This window comes from Bacillus sp. M6-12, from assembly GCF_002860285.1.
GTDB lineage: Bacteria > Bacillota > Bacilli > Bacillales > DSM-1321 > Peribacillus.
Genome location: NZ_PGVF01000025.1, coordinates 54,166 through 80,926 on the forward strand (window position 1 = coordinate 54,166; position 26,761 = coordinate 80,926).

At 41.3% G+C, this 26,761-nt stretch carries 18 protein-coding genes and 5 pseudogenes; 8 read left to right on the forward strand and 15 right to left on the reverse strand.

The annotated features are described in order from the left end of the window. Window positions 1-287: 287 nt before the first annotated feature. Complete coding sequence (locus tag CVD28_RS22485; RefSeq protein ID WP_101596898.1) at window positions 288-983, forward strand: Crp/Fnr family transcriptional regulator; 696 nt, start codon at window positions 288-290, stop codon at window positions 981-983. Between the two features lie 68 nt (window positions 984-1,051). Here CVD28_RS22485 and CVD28_RS22490 read toward each other — a convergent pair whose 3' ends face one another. After that, window positions 1,052-1,285, reverse strand: coding sequence for a hypothetical protein (locus CVD28_RS22490; RefSeq protein WP_101596901.1), 234 nt, complete (start codon window positions 1,283-1,285; stop codon window positions 1,052-1,054). Window positions 1,286-1,443: 158 nt separating this feature from the next. Then, the gene (gene moaA / locus CVD28_RS22495; protein WP_101596903.1) at window positions 1,444-2,460 is read right to left on the reverse strand and encodes a GTP 3',8-cyclase MoaA; all 1,017 of its coding nucleotides are present in this window, start codon (window positions 2,458-2,460) and stop codon (window positions 1,444-1,446) included. 450 nt (window positions 2,461-2,910) lie between these two features. Between moaA and CVD28_RS22500 the strand changes: the two are divergent. Next, a pseudogene (locus tag CVD28_RS22500) lies at window positions 2,911-3,603 on the forward strand (Crp/Fnr family transcriptional regulator). Between the two features lie 162 nt (window positions 3,604-3,765). On the opposite strand, the pseudogene CVD28_RS29395 reads toward CVD28_RS22500, so the two are convergent. From CVD28_RS29395 to CVD28_RS22515, 3 genes and pseudogenes are all read right to left on the reverse strand, one after another. After that, window positions 3,766-4,034: pseudogene (locus CVD28_RS29395) on the reverse strand (radical SAM/SPASM domain-containing protein); the annotation flags it as partial. Between the two features lie 427 nt (window positions 4,035-4,461). Next, a complete protein-coding gene (locus tag CVD28_RS22510) occupies window positions 4,462-4,770 on the reverse strand; it encodes a metal-sulfur cluster assembly factor (protein WP_101596906.1) in 309 nt (102 codons plus the stop codon). A gap of 48 nt (window positions 4,771-4,818) precedes the next feature. Further along, on the reverse strand, window positions 4,819-5,607 hold the full coding sequence (locus CVD28_RS22515) for a prolyl oligopeptidase family serine peptidase (RefSeq protein ID WP_101596907.1): 789 nt from the start codon (window positions 5,605-5,607) through the stop codon (window positions 4,819-4,821). Window positions 5,608-5,765: 158 nt separating this feature from the next. On the opposite strand from CVD28_RS22515, the gene CVD28_RS22520 reads away from it, so the two are divergent. Continuing rightward, window positions 5,766-6,584, forward strand: a complete 819-nt coding sequence (locus tag CVD28_RS22520; RefSeq protein WP_101596909.1) for a Cof-type HAD-IIB family hydrolase — start codon at window positions 5,766-5,768, stop codon at window positions 6,582-6,584. Between the two features lie 106 nt (window positions 6,585-6,690). Beyond that, a complete protein-coding gene (locus tag CVD28_RS28310; RefSeq protein WP_180954278.1) occupies window positions 6,691-6,843 on the forward strand; it encodes a hypothetical protein in 153 nt (50 codons plus the stop codon). A gap of 267 nt (window positions 6,844-7,110) precedes the next feature. Here CVD28_RS28310 and CVD28_RS22525 read toward each other — a convergent pair. Together CVD28_RS22525 and CVD28_RS22530 are read right to left on the reverse strand one after the other, a co-directional pair. After that, window positions 7,111-7,347: pseudogene (locus CVD28_RS22525) on the reverse strand (KGG domain-containing protein); the annotation flags it as partial. A gap of 149 nt (window positions 7,348-7,496) precedes the next feature. Continuing rightward, on the reverse strand, window positions 7,497-8,342 hold the full coding sequence (locus tag CVD28_RS22530; RefSeq protein ID WP_101596914.1) for a YitT family protein: 846 nt from the start codon (window positions 8,340-8,342) through the stop codon (window positions 7,497-7,499). 154 nt (window positions 8,343-8,496) lie between these two features. Here CVD28_RS22530 and CVD28_RS22535 point away from each other — a divergent pair. From CVD28_RS22535 to CVD28_RS22545, 3 genes and pseudogenes are all read left to right on the forward strand, one after another. Continuing rightward, window positions 8,497-9,310: pseudogene (locus tag CVD28_RS22535) on the forward strand (DegV family protein). A gap of 149 nt (window positions 9,311-9,459) precedes the next feature. Further along, window positions 9,460-9,951 (forward strand): YajQ family cyclic di-GMP-binding protein, encoded by a 492-nt coding sequence (locus CVD28_RS22540; RefSeq protein WP_101596916.1) that lies wholly within the window; start codon window positions 9,460-9,462, stop codon window positions 9,949-9,951. 335 nt (window positions 9,952-10,286) lie between these two features. Next, on the forward strand, window positions 10,287-11,156 hold the full coding sequence (locus CVD28_RS22545) for an SDR family oxidoreductase (RefSeq protein ID WP_101596919.1): 870 nt from the start codon (window positions 10,287-10,289) through the stop codon (window positions 11,154-11,156). 214 nt (window positions 11,157-11,370) lie between these two features. Here CVD28_RS22545 and CVD28_RS22550 read toward each other — a convergent pair whose 3' ends face one another. The 4 genes from CVD28_RS22550 to asnB all read right to left on the reverse strand — a co-directional run bounded on the left by CVD28_RS22550 (window position 11,371) and on the right by asnB (window position 19,055). Further along, the gene (locus CVD28_RS22550) at window positions 11,371-13,035 is read right to left on the reverse strand and encodes a glycoside hydrolase family 13 protein (protein ID WP_101596922.1); all 1,665 of its coding nucleotides are present in this window, start codon (window positions 13,033-13,035) and stop codon (window positions 11,371-11,373) included. A gap of 26 nt (window positions 13,036-13,061) precedes the next feature. After that, window positions 13,062-14,624: an alpha-amylase family glycosyl hydrolase gene (locus tag CVD28_RS22555; protein WP_101596925.1), complete on the reverse strand. Its 1,563-nt coding sequence runs from the start codon at window positions 14,622-14,624 to the stop codon at window positions 13,062-13,064. A 611-nt stretch (window positions 14,625-15,235) separates the two neighbouring features. Further along, window positions 15,236-16,876, reverse strand: coding sequence for a sensor domain-containing diguanylate cyclase (locus CVD28_RS22560; RefSeq protein WP_101596927.1), 1,641 nt, complete (start codon window positions 16,874-16,876; stop codon window positions 15,236-15,238). A 331-nt stretch (window positions 16,877-17,207) separates the two neighbouring features. Beyond that, window positions 17,208-19,055 carry an asparagine synthase (glutamine-hydrolyzing) gene (gene asnB / locus CVD28_RS22565; RefSeq protein ID WP_101596929.1) on the reverse strand — a complete coding sequence of 616 codons (1,848 nt, stop codon included), beginning with the start codon at window positions 19,053-19,055 and terminating at the stop codon, window positions 17,208-17,210. A gap of 447 nt (window positions 19,056-19,502) precedes the next feature. Here asnB and CVD28_RS22570 point away from each other — a divergent pair, with 447 nt between their 5' ends. Then, window positions 19,503-20,072 (forward strand): DUF2777 domain-containing protein, encoded by a 570-nt coding sequence (locus CVD28_RS22570; RefSeq protein ID WP_101596932.1) that lies wholly within the window; start codon window positions 19,503-19,505, stop codon window positions 20,070-20,072. A 520-nt stretch (window positions 20,073-20,592) separates the two neighbouring features. Here CVD28_RS22570 and CVD28_RS22575 read toward each other — a convergent pair. The 4 genes and pseudogenes from CVD28_RS22575 to CVD28_RS22590 all read right to left on the reverse strand — a co-directional run bounded on the left by CVD28_RS22575 (window position 20,593) and on the right by CVD28_RS22590 (window position 26,375). Next, window positions 20,593-23,511, reverse strand: a complete 2,919-nt coding sequence (locus tag CVD28_RS22575; RefSeq protein ID WP_101596934.1) for a bifunctional diguanylate cyclase/phosphodiesterase — start codon at window positions 23,509-23,511, stop codon at window positions 20,593-20,595. A gap of 178 nt (window positions 23,512-23,689) precedes the next feature. Beyond that, on the reverse strand, window positions 23,690-24,040 hold the full coding sequence (locus tag CVD28_RS22580; protein WP_101596939.1) for a YisL family protein: 351 nt from the start codon (window positions 24,038-24,040) through the stop codon (window positions 23,690-23,692). Window positions 24,041-24,111: 71 nt separating this feature from the next. Further along, window positions 24,112-25,025: pseudogene (locus tag CVD28_RS22585) on the reverse strand (fumarylacetoacetate hydrolase family protein). 414 nt (window positions 25,026-25,439) lie between these two features. Continuing rightward, the gene (locus CVD28_RS22590) at window positions 25,440-26,375 is read right to left on the reverse strand and encodes a manganese-dependent inorganic pyrophosphatase (RefSeq protein WP_101596942.1); all 936 of its coding nucleotides are present in this window, start codon (window positions 26,373-26,375) and stop codon (window positions 25,440-25,442) included. Window positions 26,376-26,761 lie beyond the last annotated feature (386 nt).

A 26,761-nucleotide genomic window follows, 5' to 3' on the forward strand; every position in this document is an offset into this window, starting at 1 on the left:
TAATGCTGCTTCTAGTAGATCTATTGTTAACCATTATAAAATTGAATAAAAATAAATGCAAATGTATTTTTATAAATTTTTTATCATTCAGAATTTAAGTTCGTCCCGATAAGTATTTACACTATAAATATGGTAAAATATTATCATGCCTGTTGACTGAAAATGGATTTTGATTTTTAATCTATAAAGTAGTCATTTTTTAGTCACTAGTCCAAGACGATATCCAGGCTTATTGAACTATTTAACTTCCATTCGATGCCAATGTACCTTTTAAAGGTGGTTATTATATGCTGCAATCAGAAAATTCTTTATCAGCACCACTTCAAGACCTGCTTCATTCTCTTCAGCATATTAGAAAAGCAGAAAAAGGTGCCTATCTATTCCAGGAAGGCTCTGTCACAAATGAGCTCTATTTTTTGCTCAGCGGCAAGGTTCAGGTGAGTAAAATTATTCCTGACGGCAGAGAACTGACACTGCGGATATGCAAAGAAGGGGACCTTGTAGGTGAGCTCATCCTGTTTACGGAAGCTCCAAAATATTTAATGAATGCAAAAGTGGTCGAGGAGGCAGAAGTCGGGGTTATCTTTAAAAATGTCCTGGAAGAGAAATTAACGGTAAACAACGGTCTGGCTCTCGAGTTTATGAAGTGGATGTCAGTCCAATACAGAAAGTCCCAGACAAAATTCCGGGATTTGGTGCTCCATGGAAAAAAGGGAGCCCTGTATTCAACACTGATCCGCTTATCCAACAGCTATGGTGTCAGCACCCCCTCAGGAATCATGATCGACCTCCCTCTGACCAATCAGGAACTTGCAAACTTCTGCGGGACCTCAAGAGAAGTCGTGAACAGGCTCCTGAGTGATTTAAGAAAAAACAATATTCTCTCGATTGATAAAGGATTGATCACCATTTTCGATCTGGACTTTCTCAAAACTGAGATTGATTGTGAAAACTGTCCGATTGAATTATGTAATATTGAATAAGTTAATTTTGATTTACTAGCTGATAAAAAAGCACTCCGGCCACTTGGCCGGAGTATTTTTTTGCTTGTTCACTGCACCATGATGGAGACAGCCATTATCACAAAAAATAACACATAAATGCCTACCTTCATAACCGAGATTTTCTTCCCGTATAGGCAGACAGCCCTTATCAGGCTTGGCAAAAAGGCTAGCATGACAATCCAGTGGCCTGTGAGCGTCCAAAGTCCGATAATTCCGGAATGATAACCCCAAGATATATATTTAAAAGAGAGATTCTTTTTTTCCCGAATCATTGTTTTCACATATAGAATGCTTCCAAAGAAAAATAGAAAAGGAATGGCAGCGACTAATAATGCCGTTTGACTTTAATTTTCTCTCTTATTCTAAAGGTGTGCTGGCTCAAGGAAGCTGCCAGTGCATGGGAAAGGCCTCTGCATAAGCTTGCAGAGGCCATTTCTTTTTATCCGCCAATATAAGACATTTCAATTTTTCCGTCATGCTTAATTTTGCCTTCCGTCCTTTCATCCGAATAACGGTCACGGCGATGGTTCCAGATTTCTATTATATGGTTTCTGACTGCCTCATCACTGAGGTCTGAACGGACAAGCGATTTTATGTCGTGCCCAGTTCCGTTGAACAAGCAGGTATACAGATCACCCTTCGCGGAAAGGCGGGCACGGGTGCAGCTTCCACAGAACGATTCCGATACAGATGTAATAAACCCGACCTCAGTATTTGTGCCAGCATAGCGGTATCGCTGGGCAACCTCACCAAAATAGTGCTGTTCCATTGGTTCAAGCTTGAATTCCTGCTGCAGGAGCTGAAGAATATCTTTTTTGGTTATAACGTTATCCAGCTTCCAGCCATTTGTGCTGCCGACATCCATGAATTCAATATAACGCAGTTGAAGGCCCTCTTCTTTACAGAACTTAGCCATCGGCAGGATTTGGGATTCATTAAGCCCCTTTTTGGCCACCATATTGACTTTGACTCCAAGCCCGGCCTCTCTTGCAGCAAAGATTCCTTCAAGTACTGGCTTTGTTCCAACATTTCGTCCATTGATTTCTTTAAATAATTCATCATCCATGCTGTCCAGGCTCACATTGACCCGATCCAATCCAGCATCTTTAAGTTCTTCTGAATACTTTTTTAAAAAGATGCCATTGGTCGTCAAACCAATATCTTCGATTCCGTCAATCTTTGATATTTGCGAAACAAGATAAGGCAGGTTCTTGCGCAATAGCGGTTCACCGCCGGTAAGTCTGATTTTTTTCACACCAAGGCTCGCGAAGATTTTGGCCAGTCTTTCGATTTCTTCATATGATAAGAGCTCTTCTCTCGGGAGGAATTTAAAACTTTCGTTAAAAATCTCCGCCGGCATGCAATACTGGCATCTGAAATTACAGCGGTCAATAACAGAAATCCGTAAATCCCTAAGCGGCCGATCCAGGGCATCGGTGACTTTAATTATTTCCATATCTAGTCCCTCCCAAGATGTTGTGAGTGGTTTGTTTTGTATAGTAACGTTCCATTATTGACATTATGAACTTAACTCCAAAAGTAAGGACTCAGGGCATTACCCCCAAATGTCTGATGATCAATAATAGATCATTACCCGATATATGCATAGTTCAATACATGAACAACTAAAAACTGTCAAAGGATGACTATTTCTGTCTATCGTATATATCTATCTTATCAGAAAGAGCCTGTTTACCGTGTGAAATTTTTTCTCGGTTTTCACTATGTTCATAAAGAATACATAATTACCTTCTAATAAGCACACAATCACCATTTGAAATTCCTTATAATAATCACATCAGCTTATTAGAGGCCTTTAGCTATATTCTAAAAAGGCTACGTTTTTTATCATCCAGTATCTTGGCGTTTCTGAAGAAAATCTTTCTCAGTAAAGAAGGTATCATTTATGCTTTTAAAACCAACTCATTCTATTCAGATAAAAGAGCTTTTGAAGTTCTCTGATCGTAGTATCAATACAGATAAGGGATCTTTTTTATTCCGCGAAGGAACAGATGCCAATGAGCTATATGTAGTCCTCTAGGAAAATGTTCAAATCAGTAAAATAACAGTTGAAGGACAAGAGCTTTCACTTAGAATATGCGGCGAAAATGATATTTGCGGCGAGTTAACCTTATTTACCGAAAACCCAAGATATCAATTGAGCGGGAAGGTTATTGAAGAAGGAGAAGTGGCTATCGTCAGCCGGGATGTATTAGAGAAGGAACTATTTACAAATCCCTCACTTGCTTTTGAATTCATGAAGTGGATGAGCGACCGTTTTCGCAAAACACAAACAAAGTTCCGTGATCTAGTATTAAATGGCAAAAAAGGGGCACTTTACTCATCTTTAATTCGAATGACTAACAGCTACGGCATCCAAATTCCGGAGGGTGTCTTAATTGATATTCCTCTAACCAATCAGGAACTCGCCAACTTTTGTGCCACATCTAGGGAAAGCATTAACAGGATGCTTAACAATCTGAAAAGTGATAAAACTCTCTCATTTAAAAGAGGAAAAATCACTATCCATAATTTGCAGGCATTAAAAGATGAAATCGGCTGCGAGAATTGCTCATTAGTATATTGCAGTATTGAATAAAAGAATAGCAATTGCAGCATAACTTTATTCGTATGATTAATATATTATTTTACTGCTCCATATATGATAAACCTTGTTATCATCGCCTGATGACAGGTTTTTTTGCTGATAACTATTGCACGAAGTATATGCTTTGCCCTACATAACACTGATCGGCTTTAGTTACATCGTTTTTTGTTCAGATGCCTTTTTCCTTAATGTTTTGGGAATGTACACACAAAATGGCTCACTTTCAAGATAATCGCCTGTTACAGCGTATGCCCTGGATCTTGAGCCGCCGCAGACAAACCGATATTCACATTGTCCGCATTTTCCTTGTATTTATCAGGGTTCCTTAAGTTTTTAAAAATTGGGGAATCCCTATAAATTTTCTGGAGTGATGTTTCCTTTAAATTTCCTTCCTTTATAGGGAGCAGGCCGCCTGTAAAAACAAGCATTGGGCTATTCATATCCTGTATATCATTTATTAGTTTCTTTCCTTCTTCAAATGTCAGTTCAAACGGGCTGTGCCTGGTTTGCGCCTCTGCAAGGCAATGAAGGCACTTTAGCTGGCAGGCTCTTGTTATCCCATATCACAATAAATGGATCTCGATTAAAATCACGTTCAAACATGAAACCACTCCATTCAGTTTATCCCGCTTATCCACCTCCTATTATAAACAGGCCAAAAAGAAGGAAATGTGAATTACATCACACATATTGTAAATTATTGTCTGAATTGTGGAAGGATGCCAGAGACAGCATTTATTTAACATCAGCTTCAAAAATTTTAATACCCTAAAAAAGAGGGTGCCCGCGCTTTGGGACACCCTCTTGACCTCATTTTATCGTTAATACTTTATGCTTCCCCCGGATTTTCTATCTGATTCCTAAAGCAATTTTAGCGTACCGTGACATCTTATCCTTTGTCCATGGCGGATTCCAGACGATATCAACCTCTGTTTCCTTTACTTCAGGTATATCCTCAAGAACTGTTTTCACTTGATCCACAATCGTGCCTGCAAGCGGGCAGCCCATCGCGGTCAAGGTCATTTTAACAGTGGTAAGACCCTGTTCGTCCATATCAACATCATAGACAAGACCAAGATTCACGATATCAATCCCAAGTTCAGGGTCGATTACTTGCTCTAGAGCACCCATTATATTGTCCTTTAAATCCTGATCCATCAACCTCACTCCTTTTATTTCTTATAGTAACAGACAAATGTAAACTGGTTAAGTGTTTTGCACATTCGGAGACATATGCTTGCCAAACCATTCTGCAGTCTGAAGAACACCTTCCCTGCTCACTTTGTGTCCAGCCCTTTTATCACTTATAAATGAAAGTTTATCTTTAGATTGCTCATAAACAGGCAGCAATGATTCATATAATTCAAAAGCATGCTGAATCGGTACAACATTGTCGTTTTCACCATGCCAGAACATGATTGGCCTGCCTGCAATTTTTTCCGGCTGCAGGCTGAGATCGTACTCTCCTAATTGGCTCAGCTGCCTCTGGATTTCTTCTTCCGTTAACGTAAATCCGTACCGCATCTTTGCGAATTCTTCAATCTGCAATTTGGCTAGCTTTACATAAGCCGGGTTTCCCATTAAGCTGACTGCCGCTGTAACCCAGTCATACACAGCTAATGCCCCAAGCGTCACGATACCGCCCATCGAGGTTCCTGCCACCCCTATTTTGCCTTTTTCAATCATACCTCGATCTTCGAATACCTGTTTAATCCAGCCAAGTTCCTGAATGGTTCTGATTACTACTTCCCAAAATGACATCGCTAGCTTGGACTCATTAATACCCTGATCTCTTTCACCATGCAAATAAGCATCAGGAAGGATGACGCGAAAGCCTTTTTCCGCCAGTAGATATGCATAATGAAGATTATGTTCCTTGGCACTGGTAAAGCCATGGAAAAAGATGATGAGCGGCAATTGTTCATTCCAAATATCTTGTTTTGCTATATGCAAAGCGGGAATAGTATCTATAAACTCTTTGTTAACACAAATCACATTTATCCCCTGCCTTATTCACAAATCGTATTTTCGTTATTTTTACTATACCTTAATATAGAATTAATGAAAAAGATTTAACTTTAGCTTAAAATTATTTTTACAGTTTAAGGTTAAAATTATATAAAAAAATAATGTGTAAACAGAGGAGACTTTTAATGAGAGATAAGCATCTAATCGTTTTGGATCTGGACGGTACACTTTTAACCGATACTAAAAAAATTTCTGAACGCTCAAAAAAAGTTCTGAATACCCTGCGAAACGACGGCCATGAAGTGATGATCGCCACAGGCCGGCCATACAGGTCAAGCAGCATTTATTACCGTGAGCTTGGGCTGACATCCCCGATTGTAAACTTTAATGGCGCTTTCGTTCACCATCCTCTTGACAACGGGTGGGGCATTCACCACTCCCCGCTTGATATCAGAGTTGCTAAAGATATCGTAGAGGCATGTGATAATTTCCAATATCATAATATTATCGCGGAAGTTCAGGATGATGTGTATTTCCACTATCATGATGAAAAGCTGATTGAAATATTCAAGATGGGAAATCCGCTTGTCACTACAGGTGATTTGCGTAATTTTCTTGAAGTCAGCCCTACCGCTATGCTGATTCACACGGATGAAGAGCATGTTTCTGAAATTCGGAAGCATCTTTCCGATGTGCATGCTGAGTTAATAGATCACCGCCGATGGGCCGATCCATGGCACGTAATCGAAATTGTAAAAGCCGGATTAAATAAAGCCGTGGGCATCGACAGGGCCGCAAAGCATTTTGGCATCCCGCAGAGCAGGATCATTGCATTCGGGGACGAGGATAATGATCTGGAAATGCTTGATTATGCCGGCACAGGTGTCGCAATGGGCAATGCGATTGAACAGCTAAAAAGTGTTGCTAATACAACGACATTGTCCAATGAAGAGGATGGCATTGCCATATTCCTTGAGGAAAAATTCAATATTAAGATCGCTTAAAGACTTTTGTGAATTTTTACCTTTATGAAAAGGAAAAACGAAGCCAAAATAGTATAGAGGGATGCACCTCAGTCTCTTAATTTTCTCAGAATGCGGGGGATTAACCATGGGAAAAAGCAATAAATCAAAGCGTTTTGTACAGCAGGGCAAAGACACTGTAGCAAAGCATGATGAACGATTCCCATTCCATACAACGTACGCTGAGGCAGAGGCCAAAAAAATGCAATCTGCAGAAAACTCGAGTTTAGGCGGATTTTAACAGTTCTTAATCAACACCTTGTGGAAATGGGGAATATGCAGTTCCCCTTTTTCCCGGAACTCGCCATTGGCTAACTTAAATCATTGGCGAGTTTGCTTACTTTTCAGGAAAAACCAAGAGGCCGACCACAAAAAACGGTCAGCCTCTTGGTTTTTCTTTAGGCGGCCACAGAAGAAGGTTGTAACACGGTTAAGTCACAATACTAGCGATGTTATCCATTCTACAATTTGTCAGTGCGCTGCGCTTTTCTTAATTGCTATATGTCCTTGATTTTCCGCCCTTTTTCCCAATTTCCTGATAAAACTCCCGGTCATGGTTCTCAGAGGTAGCCTCGCCACCCTTTTTGCCAATTTCCTGGTAAAAATCCTTATCGTGATTCTTAGCGGTAGCTTTGCCGCCCTTTCGCCCTATTTCCTGGTAGAATTCTCGATCGTGTTTTTTCGATGTAGCCTTACCTCCTCTTCTTCCAGCTTCTTGCCTAGACATTTTATTTTGTTCAGCCATATTATCCTCCTTCAGTCAGTTTAAGGTATACAGCCTTTTAAATTACCAATTTAGCTAGTAGTTAAACAAAAATGTGGAAATTTTGGAGATAAAAATTTCCCGATGGCCTTTTACAGGTTTTTGTTTAAGGTATATATTAATTCTTGCTTTCAATTATCTCTTCTAAAAAACCCGAAAACGGCAGTTGTTTCAATCACATTTGTAAACGCCTTCGGGTCTACATCCTTTATGATCCTTTCTAGGTCATATAATTCGTATCTTGTAATGACAATCATCATCATATCCCTTGTTTCATTGGAATAACCGCCTTTTGCCGTAATCCTAGTTATTCCTCTAACCAGCCTTGAATGGATGGCTTTTTTCATTTCTTCGCCTTTACTGGTAATAATCATCGCCGTAAGCTTTTCGTGACGTGTATGGATGGCATCTACAACCCGGGTTGAAACATATAAAGTAACCAGAGTGTAAAGAGCTTTTTCCCATCCAAAAACAAAGCCAGCCGTCAGAATGATTACAGAGTTAAGCAAAAAGAAATACGTTCCTATCGGACGGTCTTTCATTCGGGACAATAACATGGCAATTATGTCCATCCCGCCTGTTGACGCTCCATATTTTAATGTCATGCCCACTCCGATTGCTCCAATAACGCCGCCAAAAACACTGTTTAACAGGATATCAGGAGACACACGGGTGACTGGTATTATTTCAAGAAATACCGATGACAGCAGTACGCTTAAAAAACTATAAAACGTAAATGATTTCCCTACCTTCAGCCAGGCGATTATCGTGACCGGCACATTTAAAATTAGCAATAAAATACCAGTTGATATCGAAAAAGGAGCATAAGATTCCATAATCCTTGAAATTAGCTGGGCAGTTCCGGTAAATCCGCTTGCATATACGTTTGCAGGGATTAAGAACAGATTAATAGAAATAGCATTCAAGAATGCTCCTAGTATCACAATTGTAACTTTTTTGGCTTCAGCCAAATACATTTTATTTCCCCCTCTTTCCTTAAAACTCTGTTTTAGTATTTAAATACCCTATAACTTCTATACTAGACATGATTTATATGTAATTTTCCTCTCAACATGCTACACTATGGAGTAAGCAATTTATATCTTATAAAATCTTAAAGCGGGTGGATATATGAATGTACATATAATTGCCGACAGTGCCAGTGATTTGCCATTATCTTTTTATGAACAGAATAATGTGGCCTTTCTGCCATTGCAGGTGCTTCTGGACGACAAGCAGTACGAAGATTTGCGTACCATTAACCCAAATGAAGTTTATCATTCGATGCGAGCCGGAAAGGTGCCAAAGACGTCGCAGGTCTCACCTGAAACGATGCAGCAAGTGTTCACTGAGGTTGCCCAATCCGGAAAAAGCGGCATTTATATCGCGTTTTCCTCAGAGCTTTCAGGGACTTATCAGACTGCCGTAATGATTCGTAACCAGGTTAAAGAGGAATACCCTAAGCTTGACCTTGATGTGGTTGACTCAAAATGTGCTTCGCTAGGATATGGTCTGGTCGTCATGAATGCTGCAAGAATGGCTGCTGATGGAGCATCTGTTCACGGTCGATGAACTTGAATATCTCGCCAGAGGCGGCAGAATTTCCAAAGCATCTGCCTTTATCGGCGGATTACTCAACATTAAGCCGCTGCTGCATGTAGAAGAAGGTAAGCTCATTCCTCTCGAAAAAATCCGTGGCAAAAAGAAGCTTCTTAAAAGAGTGCTGGAAATAATGCATGAACGGGGAGTAATGCTGGAGCTGCAGCAGCTTGCCATTAGTCATGCCGCTGATGAAGCAACCGCATTGGAATGGAAACAGGCCATTCAGGAGGAATTCGGCGTAAAGGAAATTTTTATCAATGAAATTGGTTCGGCTATCGGTGCACATGTGGGGCCGGGAACTCTTGCCCTTTTCTTCCTTAACAAAATTCCTCCTCAAGAATAGAAACAAGCTTTTAGGAGCTGTCCTCAGGATGGCTTCTTTTCCTATGAAAACCTGCATTCAGCACGAATTTACGGTATAGGCTGCCCGGTTGTTATCAACATTTGTTTTGACTATAATGGAAGAAAATACACGGAATTTGGAGGTAACGAATGGCTAAGGAAAGTTCATTTGACATTGTATCTAAGGTAGATTTTGCAGAAGTAACTAATGCGGTATCACAGGCTCTTAAAGAGATTAAGACCCGTTATGACTTTAAAGGCAGCAAAAGTGATATTACGCTTGATAAAGAAGAACTTGTTCTGCTTTCTGATGATGAATTCAAGCTTGATCAGCTAAAGGATGTGCTGATCAGCAAGCTCATTAAGCGCGGAGTGCCGGTAAAAAACCTCGATTATGCAAAAATTGAGGGTGCTTCAGGCGGTACAGTTAGGCAAAGGGCCAAGCTGATTCAGGGAATTGACAAAGAAAACGCCAAAAAGATTAACACGATCATTAAGAATAGCGGACTGAAAGTAAAGACCCAGGTGCAGGACGACCAAATCCGGGTAACTGGAAAAAGCCGGGATGACCTGCAGGCAGTCATAGCTGCCATTAGAGATGCAGATCTTTCCATTGATGTTCAGTATATGAATTACCGATAACATGATCCGTTAGAAACACCATAACCATAAAATCAGGCGGGGAATTCCGTAATTGGTTTGAAAGAGGAACTCATTCAAGGAGTTCCTCTTTTTTGGGGCGTCTGTTGGGGACAGGCTGGAAAGTGTAATGGCACATTTGCTTACAACCCTGCCACACCCCAGTCGACGTTCCTTTTGCCAGGGTGTATCCGCTCTTTCGGCAAAAAACTTCACCTTTTATACTTAAGGTAAGGCTCATTTAAGATCGCTTTCTATTGATTACATTATTTTTCCATGTTTTTCAGCTTTGAATCAATGGAATAAGAAGGGAGAGATTATAATTAGGGAGGGATTAGATGAGCAGTCAAGATAAAAATAACCAAGGGTTCCCGGCACAGCATCAGAACCGGCAGCCTGGGTTGGAATCAGAAATGAATCCAAAACCGGAATCAGTAAAGCCTGATTATAAAGGCAGCGGAAAACTAAAAGGAAAAACAGCAATTATAACAGGTGGTGACAGCGGTATCGGTAAATCAGTCGCCATCTATTTTGCAAAAGAAGGTGCCAATGTTGTTATTGTGTATTTGGATGAACACGATGATGCAGGCAAAACAAAAAGCCTCATTGAGCAGGAAGGGCAAAAATGCCTCCTTATTGCCGGTGATATTGGCCAGGAAGCCTTTAGCCGGGAAATAGTTGAAAAAACGATAAATGAATTTGGCTCCATTGATATTCTAGTTAATAACGCTGCCGAGCAGCATCCGCAGGAAAATTTCCTGGATATTACTGGCGAGCAAATGGAACGAACATTTAGAACAAATATATTTTCTATATTCTATTTAACTCGTGCTGTACTTCCCCACTTGAAAAAAGGCAGCAGTATTATCAATACAGCATCCATTACCGCATATGAAGGCAATCCGCAGCTAATTGATTATTCATCAACGAAAGGAGCTATCGTTTCGTTTACGAGAGCCCTTTCCAACTCAATATCCAAAGACGGTATCCGGGTAAATGGCGTTGCGCCTGGACCAATCTGGACTCCATTAATCCCGTCGACATTCCCTGAGGATAAAGTGGCGAAGTTCGGTACGGATACGCCGATGGGCAGAGCGGGACAGCCAGAAGAGCTGGCACCTGCCTATGTATTTCTTGCCAGCGATGACTCTTCCTATATCAGCGGCCAGATGATTCATATTAACGGCGGCAAGGTTGTAAACGGATAAGCTGAGCCAGCTGATTTACTGCAGCAAATGTACTCTTTTTCGTTTTAAGAGAAAATTCTGTGAATTAAGCGAAGTACATTCCATTAAGCGGAAAACGTAATGAATTAAGCAACACTCCAAGACAATCGAGCAAAAGAGATGCAGATTTAAGCGCACCAGCTTTGCGTTGTAAAAAAACCAGCGGGCCATTGGGGCTCCGCTGGTTTTTTCACTGCTAATATACGTATACCCTTGTTTCATACGCACGCAAGGCCAGCTGTTTAGGCAGCTTTTCTTCCGTCTCCTGATAATTTGCCAGAACAAGTTTCGTTGTTTTACGGTCGATGGCAGGAAACGCAACTGAAGCTTCCTGGTCTCCAAAATTACAAACGATTAATGCGGATTTATCCTTGAGGGTGCGTGTATAAGCATAGACAGCAGGATGGTTTTTCAGCAATAAATCATATTCCCCGTAAATAAACACATCATTGCTCTTCCGGACTTGAATCATATTCTTGTAGAAATGGTATATAGAGTTAGGATCATTTATTTGGTCTTCCACATTAACCTTTTCTCCGAAATTAGGATTGGCTTGCAGCCATGGAGTTGCTTCCGAGAATCCGCCATTTTTCCTGCGGTTCCATTGCATAGGTGTCCGGGAGTTATCTCGTCCGCTTTTCCAAATAATATCCATGATTTCCTGATGCGGCCTTCCCTTCTCGGTTTCAATTTGGTAGAAGTTCACCATCGCCACATCATCATAATCCTCAATCGATTGGAACTGGACATTGGTCATTCCAATTTCCTGGCCCTGGTAGATGAACGGAGTTCCCTGCATTAAAAAATAAAAGGCAGCCAGCATTTTTGAACTTTCTTTCCAGTACTCACGATCATTTCCCCAGGTTGATACGCTTCGGGGCTGATCATGGTTTTCGAGGAATAAAGCGTTCCACCCTTTATTATGAAGACCTTTTTGCCATTTTGTCAGCGTCTTTTTTAATGCAGCTAAATCTACTCCGTGATCTTCTCCCTTATCCCATAAACCAAGATGCTCGAACTGGAAAATCATATTGAATTTTCCATTCTCTTCGCCAACCCATTCATCAGCCTGCTCCAGCTTCACACCATTTGCTTCGCCGACAGTCATGATATCATATTTGCTGAAGGTCTCACCCTTCAACTCCTTAAGGAAGGTTTCGATCCCTTCCTGATTCATATGCATTTCGAACGATGGGACATAATCAAGACCTTCAGGGTTTGGCATGTCCGGGAATCCCTCACGCTTTTTTATATGGCTGATTGCGTCAACACGGAAGCCATCGATACCTTTATCCAGCCACCAGTTTACCATGCTGTATAGCGCGCTGCGGACAACAGGGTTCTCCCAGTTAAGGTCGGGCTGCTTTACGGCAAAGAGATGCAGGTAATACTGTTCGGTCACTTCGTCAAATTCCCACGCGCTGCCGGAAAAAATACTTTCCCAGTTATTTGGCTCCTTGCCGTCTTTCCCATCCTGCCAGATATACCAATCCCGCTTTTCATTAACTCTTGAAGAGCGTGATTCGATAAACCATGGATGTTCATCGCTTGTATGGTTGATTACCAAATCAAGGATCAGCTTCATGCCGCGTGAATGGATCTCCTCAAGAAGCTGATTAAAATCATCCATTGTCCCGAATTCTTTCATAATCCCCTGGTAATCACTAATATCGTAGCCATTGTCAGCATTAGGAGATTCAAAAAACGGACAAATCCAAATGACTTCGATGCCCAGCTCTTTCAGATAATCCAGCTTTGAGATGACACCCTGAAGATCACCAATTCCGTCCCCATTACTGTCCATGAAGCTTCGGGGGTAAATTTGATAACAAACAGCTTCTTTCCACCAAACTCTCTTCATAGCCATTTCCCTCGCAATCTAATTGTTCAATTCTTCTGTTTTCTGCGCTTTGATCTTTTCCAGAGAAAGACGATGTAAATGACAAATAGAGTATAGACCAGTCCCATTACAATCAAATATGGAATATTGAGTCCTGATTTTTCAGCAACGGCGTAAATTTCCACTTCGTCCCTGTCGGTTATGATTGAAAACTTATCGTCATTCGCACGAACCAGGTCACCGGCTAACAATCCTCTTAGCTCTTGGTTGCTGCTGACTATGTTTTTGCCTAAGCTAACTGACTGTGTCTTTGTGCTGTTATTAATAACAACAATGATGGTTTCATCCTTATATGATCGCTTGTAAACAGCCATCCCTTCTTGATCGTGCAGCCATTCGATGTCACCGCGTGTGAGCGCGGGCAGCTGCTGCCTTAGTTCGCCCAGCTTGGTTATATAATCAATTAGTTCTTTTTCTGTTTTAAATGCCATCAGCGCACGGTTCTCAGGTACCTCGTTCCCGTTCATTGCAATCTCTGTACCATAATAAACAATTGGAATTCCCGGAGTAGTGTACAGATAAGATAACGCCAATTTCCAGCGTGTCCCTGGATGCTGATTGTTTAAAGCTGCTTCCCTTGTAAATCTGGGCATATCCTGATCATCAAGGAAGGTGCCCATTAATTCAGGATGCTGATATGTTTTTCGATTGGTTTCACCTGAGACAACCAGCCCTTCCAGCTCTTGTTGTGACGGCTTTCCAAAGAAAGATCGAAGCTCCTCATTTAATTGAAAATCCAAAAATCCGTCAATTCCCGTGTTCTGATATGCTGCTATATCCGGTGCATCAAGCCCCGATGTTTCGCCCAGCAAATAAAAATCTTCTTTCTCCGATTTTACTGCCTTTGCAAAATCAGTCCAAAAATCCATTGGGACATGGTTTACAGCATCCAGCCTGTAGCCATCAACGTCCGTTTCATTAATCCACCACTTGCCTGCCTCAATCAAATAATTGCCGGTTTCAGGATTTTCCTGGGCTAAATCCGGCAGATCATCAATCCAGGCTTTTTCCATTTCATCTTTTTTAACATTTGATGAACCAGCAAGCTTGCCTGTGATGGCTTTTCTTTCATGAAACCAATCCTTCTTTTTAGGATCAGCAAGCCAAGGATGTTTCGGCCCGACATGGTTTACTGGAAAATCAAGGATTACCTTCATTTTTCGTTTATGTGCTTCGTTTACTAATGCCTTAAATTCCTTCAAAGTTCCAAAGTGTTCTTCGGTTTTATAGAAATCGTTAATCCAATAGCCGTGATATCCGTTTGCTTCATTATCAAAAACAGGAGACAGCATAATGGCAGTAAATCCCATGTTCTGCAAATACTCCAGTTTATCTTGAATCCCTATAAAATCTCCGCCATTATAGGCCATTGGGTCATCCACGTTAACTTTAAAGTCATTATTGGTATCACCATTAAGGAAACGATCCACCATAATTGAATAAATAACTTCATCCTGCCATTTTCGTTCTTCTTTTTCAGCAGCTCCAGCGGGAAAAGCATACAAAAGAAGAAACGGAACTAAAATAAGTGCACTCAATTTTTTGCGCACATTCGCTCCCCCTTACATTTTTATTACGGTTATAAGCGTAGCCTTTTGCAATGTTGGCGTCAAACCGAAATATACAATTTGGGGGAAAAACCATCTTTGCCAATAGGTATACACTTTATAAATGGGATATTCAGGCTGTGAAAACGGTTGCACAACTTTAAAAATAATTATATATTGTTTTTGAGGATTGACAACCTTTTTCTCAGCGGAAAAGGGGATGAGCTGTGCCCATTGTTCTGGTAAAGAGATTAATTATTGATTTAAATATAAAATTCTCTTTTGAAGTCGTATGGTATGCTTCGCTCACACGCCTTTAATTTGTTAGCGTGTGCTAACTATTTATGCTTATTTCATGCATAGGCTGAAAGTTAAAACTCATGCTGGGAAACTGGATTGCTTTGCCGCAGAGGAATGACTTCGCGGCCTTTTGATGCTTTGGCGCTGGAGGTCCAAAGCATCAAAAGGGTTCATAAAGCCGCTTGCAGCTTCAGAATAGAAAAAAATTCAGGCTCGTGCTTTAAAACCTGTTCAAAAACGCTTTAAAATGCATATGAAAAACCTTGTCTTTAAATGGACAGACAAGGTTTTTGCTTTTTTATACTGCAGGAAAGTTATCCGGCATTCTTGGAATTTTCGTAAATGGTAATACGGTTCTTGCCATCGCGTTTTGACACATAAAGGGCCTCGTCCGCAAGGCGAAGCATCGTATCCACATCTTCTCCATGCGAATCCCGAATAGCCGCTCCGATACTGCAGCCAATCTGAAGCGAGATGCCTTCTATCTCGTACGGCATATTAATGTCATCAATAATCAGTTCTCCGGTTTTTCTAGCCTCCCGGTCCGGAGAATCCGAATGAACTGACAGTATAATGATAAATTCATCACCGCCCAGCCGGGAAATGAATGCGTTTCTATTCTGGATCGCACCCAGCCGCCTGCCTGTTTCCACCAGCAGCAAATCGCCAATCCGATGACCCCATTGATCATTTACTCCTTTAAAGCCATCAAGGTCCATAAACAGAAAAATTAATTTTTCTTTAGGGTCCATATTCTTTATTTTGTTATTTAAAAATAAATATAGCGACATTCTGTTTGCGAGTCCTGTTAACCCATCCAGGTAAGCAAGATCTTCCATTTTTCCAAGCTTTGATTCCGTGTTAATAAGAGTGGCAATTAATTGCTTTAGCGAAGAAGTCAGGATCTCGATATCTTTTATTCCGCGAAAGGATGGTATTTCGGTTTTTTCGCCTTGCTGAAGCCGTTTTGCCGCCTGGGAAATATTGCTTAAAGGACTAGAAATAACGCCCGCAATAATCCAGCCAAGAGCCGCGCATATGACAGCTGAGATTGTTCCAATGTAGAAGATATAGCTTTGCAGCTCTTTAGCAGAGGAAAAAGCTTCTGTTTCATGCTGTCTTGCAAGGACCGACCAGCCAAGCCCCGGGTAATTTAAATAGCCTTTTCCGTAAGCATATCCAGTAACATATTTCTTTCCATCCGGCCATTTTTCAAGCAGCCATCCGCTCTTTTGCTTCTGCGCCTCTTTTACACTCTTAATATTAAGAGGTTTGCCTACTAATTCCTTCGGTCCCAATAAGACCGTGTTATTCCGCGAACTGACGACCAGGATGTCCATATTCTTTATGTGATCATCATAGGAATGAAGCACCTTTTCGGACATCTCCTTGGACCATTCCCAGCTGAAGTGGGCAGCCAGTACTCCCTTTGCTTCACCTGTTTTCCCGTAAATCGGCGTACTTATGTCAACGAACTGCAGGGGAGCACCGCTTGGATTGGGCAACAATTTGGAAAGAAGTACGGCGTCATGCACATCGCCAATATATGTATCACTCTTTGCCTTCTGGAATACTGGACGCTCTGAAATATCAGCTTCTTCAAGGAGTCCCCCTGTGGAAGCAAAAACCTTCCCTTCCCTGTCGATCACTCCTGCCCAGGAAAAAGATGGAATACTTTCGCTCAATTGATCGAGAATTTTTCTTACCTCTTCTTTGTTCTGCATGCTTCTAAGTGCTTCCAGCTCACTTAATACTTCTATTTCCCCATAGCGCGACCACATAAAGTAATCCAATTTATCAGCCATTTGCCAGGTGATTCCCGACAATGCTTGTCCTGACTCTAGTTCTACCTGCTGTAATGTTTTATTACCGATTATAGTGCTTAGAAAAGCTGTTAGTACTATAATGCCAAAAGCAAAAAAAATAGCAAAAAATGTTCTTAATTTTATTGACACCGGTCATTTATTCTCCTCTATATGTTCTTCCCTCCATTGAGGGAATATTTATATTGTAAAGGATAAAGATCATTTTTGATAGTTCTTTTTACCTATATTCCTGTCAGAAATTTGTATTATTTCTCCTGGTATAATAAAAAAATTTTAGAATCCCTTTGGTTCCAGTAAAAAAGCTAGGAGAAGTCAACCTTTGCTGTCTATAAATTTGGGATTATCAATCTTAATCTAACATTCTATAATGCTGGCATAAAAAAGACGATCCGAACCACAAAAATTATCGGTAATGGATCGCCAGTAACAGTAATAATTGACCTCTATTAAGGCAATGATTCTATGATTCTATCAGCTTAATATTATAGTCCTCAAACCAAACATGCAGCTGGGCCAAGTATGCAAGGAGCTGAGGGCCAGACATTAATTGACCAAACCATGGAACCTTGAATGCTGAACCATTGGATTCCACAATATCAGTCAGTTTCTTCTTGTCAAATAATTCATACAGAATCGAATCCTTACTTAGTAATTCCCTCAGCCAAGCTTGAACAAGCCTCGTATATTCTGGATTATGGGTTTTCGGATATGGACTCTTTTTGCGGTATAACACTTCATCCGGAAGCAGTCCTTCAAGAGATTTTCGGAGGATGCCTTTCTCCCGGTTTCCGGCCATTTTAATTTGCCACGGAATATTCCATGCGTATTCAACCAGCCGGTGGTCGGCAAACGGTACACGCACTTCCAGGCTCGCTCCCATGCTCATCCGGTCCTTTCTGTCCAGCAGGGTCGTCATAAACCACACCATATTCAAGTAAAACAGCTCTCTGCGTTTAACTTCTTCAGGATTTTCTCCAGCCAGCAGAGGTGTCTCGGCAACCGTACGCCTGTATTGTTCCTGAACATACTCTTCTAGTTTTAGTCTCCTCCGCCATTGATCACTAATTAAGCCAGATCGTTCCTGCACAGATCTCATCCAAGGAAAACCAGGACGGTTCAAATCATCGCTTCGATGGAACCACGGATATCCCCCAAATATTTCATCCGCACATTCTCCTGACAAGCTGACAGTAAAATCCTGTTTAATTTCTCTGCAGAACCAAAGCAGGGAGGAATCAATGTCAGCCATACCGGGCAAATCCCTAACATGAACCGCTTCTGTAAGATGTTCTGCTAATCGCTTCTGGGATATTATTCTTCGATGATGAATGGTGCCAAAAGCCTCTGTCATGCGGTTAATCCAATAGCCATCCGAATTTGGCTGAAATTCATTTGCCTGAAAAAATAAATCATTATCTTCGTAATCAATTGAATAAGTATGGAGCGGCCCTTTTCCTTCTTTCTCAAATGCCCGGGCTGCTATTGCCGTTATTGCGCTCGAATCCAGGCCGCCCGACAAAAATACACTTAATGGTACATCTGAGACCAGCTGGCGGGTAATTGCATCTTCAACCAGATATCTTACCTTTTCAGCAGTTTCCTCAATGGAATCCTGATGCGCCTTGCTTACAACATTCCAATATCGCCAAAGCCGCTTTCCATGCCGGGACATTGTCATTGCATGGCCAGGCCTAAGTTCCTGAATGCCATTAAATACACCGGATCCCGGCGAGCGTGATGGGCCTAAACCAAGCACCTCTGCCAAGCCCTCCCGGTTTATTTCTGCATCCATATTTTCATGGACCAGAATTGCCTTTAACTCTGAACCAAATATCAGTCCCCCGCCTTTTTCTGTATAAAATAGCGGTTTTACACCTAGCCGGTCTCTGCCTAAAAACAGCTTTTCTTCTTTGGCATCCCAAACGGCAAAAGCATATATTCCATTGAAAAATTCCACGCATTTTTCTTTCCATTCAATATAAGAAATGAGCAAAACTTCTGTATCAGAATGGCCTCTGAATGAATATCCTTTTAATAGTAGTTCTTTCCGTATGTCTTCTGTGTTATAGAGCTCACCGTTATAGCAAAGAGTATACCGGTTTCCCAGGTGCTCCCTAGTCATCGGCTGCTTGCCGCCTTCAGGATCTACTACAGTAAGGCGCTTATGGCCAAAGCTGGCATGCGTATCAGTCCATATATTCGTATCATCCGGCCCTCTCTTCGACAGCGTTTCTGTCATCTTTTCGACTGTTCCTCTTTTACTTTTCAGGTCTTGTTGAAAATGTACCCAACCCGTTATTCCACACATAGACATCTTCCTTTCTTACCGGATACTAATCGAGAAGGACTGCCGCCGGCTGATTTGAGACGAGGAACTCATACTCCTCATATGCTTGAAAACAGTCAGTTCTGAATAAATGGGAAAAATAATAACTCACTGCCCATTAGAACGATTTAACATAGCCTATGCAGAAAATTCAGGTTGGTTATTTGTCCAGCCTTTAAAAAAATATACGGTTATATTTTTCACAGGATTTGTTTAGAAAACTCGCCGATTGGTGAGCCTTGTAAAGGCGAAGACAGAGGCGTAGTTGAGCCCACATGTTGTGGGTCCACAGACATTGCCACAGAACGTGGCGTACTTAGTCAGTGTTCTGCTTTATGCGGATGGAAGAAGGACTCTTTTATAAACGAATTATACTTTCCTATCCGCCTAAAAAAAGTAAGTGACACATTCCGTTTTTGGAGGGTTATTATGAACAAGCAGCAGCGTACAACACTATTGAATCATCAATCCCGGGCTTATACGGAAGGTATCGTTGAATATATTAACGAGCAATGGATCTTTTTTGATGAAGAAACTGATGAAGCTTATTCTCTGGAGGATTATTTGAAGCATGATATCGAAATTTTTCGGGGAAACAGATGGAGAAAGGGTATTTTAGGGGAAAATGGCCTTGTGACTTTAGGAAAGACACACGCATACTTAATGGAGAAGGAGCAAATCCGGATCAGAAAGCAGCTGCTTTATTCTTTTGAAAGGCTGCTAGAGGAGCTAAATGACGATTCTTTCTTTCAATTTGTAACAACACTGAATTCATTAGATTTTTCAGTTTATGATAGTATTTATTGCTATAATCAGCTTACGTTTTTACGGGACTTAACAGCCCAATCCGGAGTAAATTTTCTGACCTTTGATAATGGAACCCAGATTTGCAGCGTCCAGCACCATTTTTGCTATTCTAAAAATGAACAAAATAGATTTGAATTTACCATTAATACCGGCAAGAGGATTGTTATCGAAAAGCTTAATTCCCATCCTTAAAGAAAAGCGGAAGCACCCTGATCAGCCCCGACAAGCATAAGACAAGCGCTGACAGAAGGCGCTTTTTGCCTTCAGAAGCGATTGGCTTATGACCTCGAGGGGCTGGGCGCTGGAGCTAGACATAAAAGAAAAGCGGAAGCGCCCTGTGAAAAGGAAGAACGGCTAAGTTCGCCCCGTCTTGGGGCAACGCCGTTCTGACCCGCATCTTGTGGGCCTAAACATAAGACAAGCGCTGACAGAAGGCACTTTTTGCCTTCCGAAGCGATTGGCATATGACCAAGGTTGTAACGGCAGTTGGTTACAACACTCGAGGCCGCCTAGGACCGCCACGTCCTGTGGCAACGGCGACACTAGCACCTCCTCACAAAGCTGCCGCTTTGTTTCGTGCGATGGGATGCTGTCGAAGCTTTCCTTGTCCTGTGCGTCGGGGCTGGGCGCTGGAGCTAGATATCATAGAAAAGCGCTAGCGTAAAACCCCTGTCGCCATGACAGGGGTTCTATTTGCCAAAACAACCGCGCTCTATAAAATAGGCACAGGCCTTTTTTGTGCTAATCCTGATTCGAATTCAGATGCCGTAAGAGGATGGTGGATATAAAAGCCTTGGGCATAGTGACATTTCAGTTCTCGAAGCAGTTCGATTTGTTCCTTTGTTTCGACCCCTTCGGCAACGATCTTTACATCAAGGCCCTGCCCCATGGTGATAATTGCCTTGACTATGGCAATATCAGTGGTATCCCGCAAATTGCTGATAAACGATCTGTCAATCTTTAATGTGTCGATTGGAAGGCTTTTTAAGTAACTAAGCGATGAATAGCCAGTTCCGAAGTCATCTATTGAAACCTTAATTCCCAGCCGCTGCAATTCTTCCATTACAGACACGCTGTAGGTAATATTTCTGAGCATAAGAGATTCGGTCAGCTCAAGATGTAAATGGGATGGATGCAAACCGGACTCCCTTAAGGCCTGCTTGACATGCTCCAAAAACCTTTGCTGCTGAAATTGGTATGCAGAAACATTAACGGAAATTGTCAGCTCTCCCAGTCCCATTTCCTGCCACTGCTTATTTTGTCGGCAGGCCGTATATAAAACCCATGTACCTATTTCATCGATTAAACCGGTCTCTTCAGCAATCGGGATAAAGTTTGCAGGAGAAACCAGTCCCAGATGCGGATGATTCCAGCGAATCAAAGCTTCACTGCCGTAAATTTTGCCGGTTTCCAAATCAATTAACGGCTGATAACACAGGAAAAATTCCTTATTTCTTACAGCTTTTCTTAACAAACTTTCCATTTCCAGGCGTTTTATTGCCTGCTCGTTCATTTCATTACTATATAGAGTTATCCGGTTTCCACCTTGATTTTTTGAGCGGTTCATCGCTGTGTCAGCGTTTTTCAGAAGTTCATGCGCATCTATTCCGTCTTCTGGGTGCATACATATTCCAATGCTGGCAGTAATGAAGAACTCCTGTCTATTATAAATAATCGGCCGGGTTATCGTAACCATGATAGCGTTTGCAATTTTTATCACTTCTTCAGCTTCAACATTTTTCGTTAAAATAAGTGTGAACTTATCACCTGCAAATCGGCCAAGATACGTCCCTGCAGGACATGCCTTCCTGATTCTTTCTGCCATTTCCTTCAGGACCTGGTCCCCGGGATAATGGCCTAGGCTGTCATTGATAATTTTGAACCGGTCCATATCAATGAACATAACTGCAAGCTTCCGTTTCTTTTTTGTGGCCCGGTTAATAAGCTCCTTCAGCTGTTCAGTAAATTTTACCCGGTTTGGCAGCCCTGTATTGCTATCGTAATAGGCCAGCTGCACCATTTTTTCTTCAATCTCTTTTTGGTCAGTGATATTTTTCCCGATGCAGTAGATTCCGACCGTTTCCCCATTTACATTTATCGGGATATTTTTAATCTGAAAAGAAAGTCTGTCCTTAGTCCGGGTAGTGATATCTACATCATATGATTGAACCTTTCCTTTTAAAGCGCGGTAAAAATACATTCGTACTCGGGCTACATCTTCGTCCTTAAGAAACTTCAAAGCCGAAGTCCCCAAAATCTCTTCCTCTGGATAGCCAAGAGTTTCAATACATGCTTGGTTTACACTTGAAAAACGGCCCTGCAGATCTGTCGAATAAACAATATCATTATTATTGTCGAAGAGGGACTTATAGTACTGCTTTGACGTTGTTACATATTCGTTCAGTTCTTGGATGTCCTTCGAAGATGCCTCGATTAAGTTTGTCAGGGTCAAAATCGATTTCATGTCCTGCGGCATCTCATAGAAAAATCTGATTCCTTCAGGAGTGTGAACTTCCTTTGATTCACTAATCCCGATCATGACTGCAGAACATCCGTAAAGCTGAAGGGAGTTGTCCGCCTGGCTGCAAAATTGGCCGTAGGAGTAGAACCCATTTACCGGAGCAATTTCGGCCAGCATCTTTGCCTCCTCAGCAGCAAAGTGAAAGAGAGAACTTTTTCGGACTGTACAGTTGTACATAAAAATAGACTCTACAGGTTTTTTAGCCATTTTCTTCATATTTTGAAGCGATGAATCCACCATATCCGGAAAGTTAATATATAAAAATATCAGCAGCTCTCCATGCTCCACATTCCCGCTGAGTTCAATAGCACCATTTTTATGTATCTTGTTCACAAACAGAGTCCTTTTTTCCCCGCCTTTTTGTAAAAGAAAGGGAAATTCAACTCCTGATCTCGGAAGATCCTTAATGAATTGATCACCGAGATAATGCCTGAAAACCTGCATTGGCTTCTTGTTGTCTATTGAGTATACAACGTTTCCGCTTGCTTTGGTTATTTTAAGGGGCTGGCCAATTTCCCGCCAATTATTATTTATGAAACTGTGAATCTGTAAATGTTCGTTATTTAATGAAACTGCTGCAATGCCGCTTGAAGTGAGACCCTGGCTGCTCCAGACGTAAGTATCCTTAAATAAACCGCCATCTCCTGCTAAGGCACCAATGACCGTAACGTCTTTATTCTCTTCATGTATAGCTGCCAATAAAGCGAGAGCATCGAGGCCAAAAGCAGTCGAAAACAATAGAATCACTTTCGTATCTGCTTTGCATAATTCTTTGACCAGCTTTTTCCCAAGCGACCTTCCGCTTGGGAAATCACTTGTTTCAAGAAGAATGCTCTTTACTCTCGTTTTCTCAAATACTGTAAAATGAATGGCTATAGTTCCTGTTGAAGAAGTACCATTGATAATCTCTCCATCTGTTGTACAGCCAATCAGAACAGCATTTGGCAGAAGATCCAACAGCTCTTTCTTCACCTCAGCTGCTGCATTCACTTCCTGTCGTCCAGAAAACAACTGAATTAGAATATCAGGATAATCCATAAGTTCATTTTCTAATATATAAGTCTCTAATTGTTCCCCATTTTCATATGTACAGCTGAATGTCCGCGACAATTATTTCACCACACTTAACCATAAATGGAAATTTTGTCTTTTCTTGTACTTCTAAAATACCATAAATAGATTGTAATGAATATGTATAATTTTTTAACACTCACACGCATACTCCCCTTTGGATGGTCTAATGACAAAACACAAAAAAACACCGCCAAAAGGCAGTGCTTGATTCCTATTATGCAAATGGTTTAAATCCTAGAGGCAATGACAAGCCCATGTAAACGACAACAATAAAGGCTACCGCAAAGACAATCCAAAGAACTTTCGTGTCCTTGCCTTTTGCAGAACGGACCAACACCATTTCCATCAATCCAATAACAATTATCCCGATCAGGGCTTTAACAATATAAGGTCCATACATCGATTTGATCATCATTCCGCCTGTAGCAATAATAAGCAGATAGAAAACTCGCAAAATCATGTGGTTTATTTTGGCTGCTTTTTGTTTGCCGCTTTTTTGCATGGAAAACGCGACAAAAAAGAGGATCAGAGCAATCAGCCAGGTAGTAATATGTGCATGAGTCATATAGAAAGTATCCTCCTAACAAATTTTCCTTTCTATCATAACATACGCAATAACGTAAAACCAAAAATACGTTATTGTACTTCGTTCACCAGTGTACCGAGGCCCTCTATAGCAATTTCAATTACATCCCCGGATTTTAAAAATTTCGGAGGCTTAAAACCTTTTCCTACACCCGCAGGGGTCCCAGTAGCAATAATATCGCCCGGTTCCAGGGTCATTCCTTTTGAAATCGTTGAGATGATCTCTTCATAGGAAAAATAAAGTTCTCTGTATTCGAAACCTGTCTGACTTCCCCATTAACCGTTGTTTTGATGTCCAGAGCATTCGGATTAGCTATCAAAGATTTTTCAACAATAAAAGGGCCTATCGGGCAGGTCCCGTCAAGGCTTTTTCCAAGGAAAAACTGCTTGTGCCTGGCCTGCAAGTCCCTAGCCGTCACATCATTTAGGATTGTATAGCCAAAAACATAATCGAGTGCCTTTTCTTTTTGGATATCCCGGCCGATTTTACCGATAACCACTGCCAGCTCCCCTTCATAGTCCAGCTCAGTAGTAACCCCGGCATGACTCGGAATAGCGGCGGAATTGCCAATGACGGTTGTCGGAGCTTTTGTAAAAAGCATGATATGCTCCGGAATATCGGCAGCACTCCCCATTTCAATGGCATGATCTGCATAATTTTTGCCAACACAGAAAATATTTTTGCGAGGTCTGGGTATAGGTGATTCAAATGTCACTTCATTAAGATTGATATAAAATGCTCCATTATTTTCCTGACTTCCGGCCCACTCCTGCATTTCCCGTGCCAAGTCAAGAAAGTCAGGGCCCATTTCGATGGCATCTATAACTGTAGCCGGGACATTGCCTTTGTGTCCGGCTGCATCAGCAGCTGCCTTAAGCAATAGTACTTTATTATTCTCTGTATCTGCCAAGGCTATGTTTCTTTCCCCTTTGTAAGTTACTGTTGCTAATTTCATAAACTTTATTCCTCCCATTCTCTTCCAAGGAAACAGGAAAATACTCTATGCAAAGAATACTCCCGTCATTTTTTCAAATCAGTATGTAAGTGTCCGGGCTGTCCAATTTGAATTTTTATAGGTTAATCCAAAGCGCGGCCTTTAAAACAATCTGCACTAAACCTGGTACAGAAATGGCCGTATTACCAACAGAAAATAATCACGAGTTTATACTCCCGATCCATTCAAGAAATAAGAATAATCAGTTAGCACCTGCTAACACAATGAAGGCGGTGTGACGAAGCTAAACAACTTCCTGATTGATCTTAAGTTTAAATTTAATTAGTTTTTCTTATGCCGTTCCGCCCTTTTTCCGAAGAAAATGGATAAAAGGAACACCGCTCATACAATATGAACGGTGTTTTATCTTTTTAAAACAACTAGCTAAGACATTGCGTTAAAAATATCAGTTAATACTGGAACAATTTGCTTTTTGCGGGAAACTACACCCTTAAGCACTGCCGAGTTATTGTCAAGCTTCACATTATATGCCTGCTCAACAGCCTCTGCTTTCCGTCCCAATGCCAGCCCGACAGAATCATTCGTTAAGATATCAGTCACAACGAACAAAAACAAATCCAAGTCTTTTTCGGTAATAATAACGGCCAAAGCTGCTTCCAGTTCCTTTTGGCGCTTCATTACTTCTGCTGTGTCAACAGCATTTACCTGTGCTATCTCCACCTTGCTGTTACCCATCTGAAATTCCTTTGCGTCTAGTGAAATCAGTTCTTCAACTGTTTTATCACTTAAGTCTGCACCGGCCTTCAGCATCTCCAATCCGTAGCTATCAGCATCCACACCAGCAATTTCCGCTAATTCACGTGCAGCAGCAACATCCTGCTCTGTGCATGTTGGCGATTTAAACAAAAGTGAATCGGAAATAATCGCAGACAGCATTAATCCAGCAATTTCTTTTGGGATATCAATGCCATTTTCCTTATAAATTTTGTTAAGGATTGTAGCCGTACATCCAACTGGTTCAGCCCGGTAATATAACGGATCGCTTGTTTCAAAGTTAGCGATACGGTGGTGGTCAATAACCTCAAGGATTTGCACCTTTTCAATGTCAGATGCACTTTGCTGGCGCTCATTATGATCGACCAGGATAACACTTTTCACTTCCGCTGCTACCTCTTCAACCAGACGCGGAGCCTCTGCCTTAAAATAATCCAGCGCAAATTGAGTTTCTCCATTAACCTGGCCAAGCCTTACTGGCTCAGCTTTCCAGCCAAGTTTGTTTTTCAGATCCGCATAAGCGATTGCAGAACAAATCGTATCTGTGTCTGGGTTTTTATGTCCGAATACCAATACTTTTTCCATTTTCAGAACTCCTTGATATTTATAGATTCTTATAGCATCCTTCACTTGCCTAGAGAAGTAAAGTGTACCTATACAAAAAACATTTTAACACATTCTATCTTTTTTCACTCAATCAAATTCACAAGATGGACATTTTGAAGAATATTTGAAAAAATCCCAATTATTATGTTTCGTGATTCTTGTGGTGGGTAAAATGAGTAATGTAACACCCATTCTCAACCAAAGGAGATGGTTCAGATGTTTATGAACAACAGCCAATGGAATAAAGAGAATGATGCTGCGGTATACAGTCCAGGTGATTTAAGCTAGATTCTTTTTAAATTACATTTGGAAAGTGATTCCTGATAGCAGCCTTAACAATCTATCCAAAGGAGTGGATGTACGAT